3 protein-coding genes are annotated in these 3138 nt (G+C 69.2%); 2 read left to right on the forward strand and 1 reads right to left on the reverse strand.

The genetic code is table 11. From position 1 onward, the window contains the following. A partial coding sequence (gene serC / locus P2P98_RS11830) for a phosphoserine transaminase (RefSeq protein ID WP_275800035.1) occupies positions 1 to 1118 on the reverse strand: 1118 nt, incomplete at its 3' end. A gap of 99 nt (positions 1119 to 1217) precedes the next feature. Here serC and P2P98_RS11835 point away from each other — a divergent pair. Together P2P98_RS11835 and P2P98_RS11840 are read left to right on the forward strand one after the other, a co-directional pair. Further along, complete coding sequence (locus P2P98_RS11835; protein WP_275800037.1) at positions 1218 to 1916, forward strand: metal-dependent transcriptional regulator; 699 nt, start codon at positions 1218 to 1220, stop codon at positions 1914 to 1916. A 279-nt stretch (positions 1917 to 2195) separates the two neighbouring features. Continuing rightward, positions 2196 to 3110: a peptidoglycan DD-metalloendopeptidase family protein gene (locus P2P98_RS11840; RefSeq protein WP_275800040.1), complete on the forward strand. Its 915-nt coding sequence runs from the start codon at positions 2196 to 2198 to the stop codon at positions 3108 to 3110. Positions 3111 to 3138 lie beyond the last annotated feature (28 nt).

The following is a 3138-nucleotide window of genomic DNA, read 5'->3' on the forward strand; positions in this document are numbered from 1 at the left end:
GCGCCGGGCAGGCGTTCGATCGTGTAGTCGATCGCGCCGATGAGACGGCGGACGTCATCGGGCTCGATCGAGACGAACGTCGCGACGCGCAGCTGGTTGCGACCGAGTTTGCGATAGGGCTCCGTGTCGACGATGCCGTTCGCGCGCAGGCTCTTGGCGATCGCCGCGGCGTCGATGCTCTCGTCGAAATCGACCGTGACGACGACGGGGGAGCGGTCGGCCGGGTCGGCGACGAACGGCGTCGCCACCGCGCTCGCGTCCGCCCAGTCGTAGAGCGCCGAGGACGACTCCGCCGTGCGCGCTCCGGCCCACTCCAGACCGCCGTTGTCGAGGATCCAACCGAGCTGGTCGTCGAGGAGCAGGAGGGTGGCGAGCGCCGGGGTGTTGAGCGTCTGCTGCAGTCGCGAGTTGTCGAGCGCGTTCTTCAGGCTCAGGAATTCGGGGATGTACCGATCGGATGCCGCGATGCTCTCGATGCGCTCGATCGCCGCCGGCGACACGGCGGCGTACCAGAGTCCGCCGTCGGAGCCGAGGTTCTTCTGCGGGGCGAAGTAGTAGACGTCGGCCTGGGTCACGTCGAAGTCGATGCCGCCCGCGGCGCTCGTGGCATCGATGACGGTGAGCGCACCCGCGTCGCCATGGACGCGTTCGATGGGGGCGGCGACGCCCGTCGAGGTCTCGTTGTGCGGCCAGGCGTACACGTCGACGCCCTCGACGGCCTCGGCGACGGTGCGCGTGCCCGGTGCGGCCTTGCGCACATCGGGGGTCTGCAGCCACGGGGCGGCCGCGGCCGAGGCGAACTTGCCGCCGAACTCGCCGAAGACGAGGTTCTGGCTGCGCTTCTCGATGAGGCCGAAGGCGGCGGCATCCCAGAAGGCGGTCGATCCGCCGTTGCCCAGGATGATCTCGTAGCCCTCGGGCAGGCGGAACAGCTCGGCGAGACGCTCGCGCGTGCTGGCGACCAGGTTCTTCACGGGGGCTTGGCGGTGCGAGGTGCCCAGGATGCTCGCGCCACGGGTGACGAGAGACTCGAGCTGCGCTCCGCGCACCTTCGAGGGGCCGCATCCGAAGCGGCCGTCGGCGGGCAGGAGGTCGGTGGGGAGGTCCACGTGCGGCATGGGCTCGATTCTAGGGCGCGGGGTGGCGGCATCCGGAGTCTGTGTCGGATGGGGTCGGTAGGCTGTCCTTACCAGCCGCGCGACGCCGAGGACTCCTGAATGACCGATCTCATCGACACCACCGAGATGTACCTGCGCACGATCCTCGAACTCGAGGAAGAGAACATCGTGCCCCTGCGGGCCCGCATCTCCGAGCGTCTCGGGCACTCCGGCCCCACCGTCTCGCAGACCGTCGGCCGGATGGAGCGCGACGGTCTCGTGGTCGTCTCCGAGGACCGCCGCCTCGAACTCACCGGTGACGGGCGTCAGAAGGCCGTCGACGTCATGCGCAAGCACCGCTTGGCCGAGCGCCTGCTCAGCGACGTGATCGGTCTCGACTGGGCCTACGTGCACGACGAGGCCTGCCGCTGGGAGCACGTCATGAGCGAGCAGGTCGAGCGCCGCCTCGTCGAGCTTCTCGGGCACCCCACCGAATCGCCCTACGGCAACCCGATCCCCGGTCTCGATCAGCTCGGCGACGTCGCCAGCTCGACGTTCGAAGAGGGCGTCGTCGGCCTGGTCCGCAAGCTCAACGATGCGGGCGGGCCCATCACCGGTACGGTGCGGCGCCTCGCCGAACCCGCCCAGGTCGACCCCGAGCTGCTCCAGCAGCTCAAGGCCGCGGGGGTCCTGCCCGGGGCGCGAGGCGACTACCGGTTCAACGAGGGATACGTCCTCGTGCAGATGGAGGGCGCCGACGAGGGGCTCGAACTCCCCGTCGAGGTGGCGTCGCACATCTTCCTCGTCGACGAGGCCTGAAACCCCTTCTTCGGTCGTCGATTCGTCGCGTGGTGTCCCGCGATGTCGTCGCGAGGCCGGGGCGGCCGTGCATCTCCTGTACGCGATGTCCTTTGCGTGACTTGTTCGTTATCTTCGGGTAGCCTCTGAGGGTCCACAGGCGAGAAGCCCGCCGTCGGACCCCTCGCGGTTTGCCTCCCCGGCTCGTCGTCCGCAGAGGGTGAAGCCCGCACATCGTGCCCCCAATATCGAGTGCTGACGAGCCAGCGTCTTCACGGACGCAGAGGCGCCGGAGGAAATTTGGCTGAACACACCCATCCCGTCGATGACCGACCCGAGGTCTCCTCGACGGGGCTGACCCGGAAGAGCGCGCGCGCAGCGGTTGCCCGACCCTCGCGTCGCACCATTCGACCCACCGCTCCCGCGGCATCCCCGGTTCCCCGGACCGCGCCGCCCGCCCGTTCGCTTCCCGCGGCCCGCCGCGTCGGAAAGCCCCTGCGCAGCGCCGTCATCCTGTCGATGGTGGCCGGTCTCGTCGCCACGGTCGCGATCCCGGCTTACGCGGCGACGGTGCCGCCCTCGAACACGGTGACCCTGGGCGAGATGTCCGCTCCCGACAACCAGTCGATGGTCGTCGCCTCTGACGTCGCCAGTGAGACCCTCGATCGCAGCAGCTACTCGGCGACCACCGCCGACGAGATCCAGAAGAAGAAGGATCAGGAAGCCGCCGCTGCCGCCGCCGCGGAGCGTGCGCGTCAGCTGGCCGCCAGCGCCGGCGCATCGCTGTCGAACATCGACCTCAACATGACCGCTCCCGGTTCGGGAGAGGTGCGCTGGCCGCTGACGAGCTACGTGCTCGGTCGTGGTCTGTGGGACTCCGGATATCACCAGGGCGTCGACCTGCTCGCTCCCGGTGGGCAGCCGATCTTCGCCGCCGCCGCGGGCGTGGTGAGCACCTCGTCCGAGAGCTTCGGCGGCTACGGCGTGGGTATCGTCATCGAGCACGTGATCAACGGTCAGAAGGTCTCGACCACGTACGGACACATGACGTACGGCAGCCGTCAGGTCCAGGCGGGCGACACCGTCGCCGCGGGCCAGCTCATCGGTCTCGTCGGGTCGACCGGAAGCTCGACCGCCAACCACCTCCACTTCGAGGTGCACATCAACGGCCAGGTCGTCGACCCCTACGCCTGGCTGCAGCAGAACGCGGGCTGACCGCTTCTCCTCGAGCGCTGGACCTCGA

This window comes from Microbacterium sp. Kw_RZR3 (assembly GCF_029222405.1).
Lineage (GTDB): Bacteria > Actinomycetota > Actinomycetes > Actinomycetales > Microbacteriaceae > Microbacterium.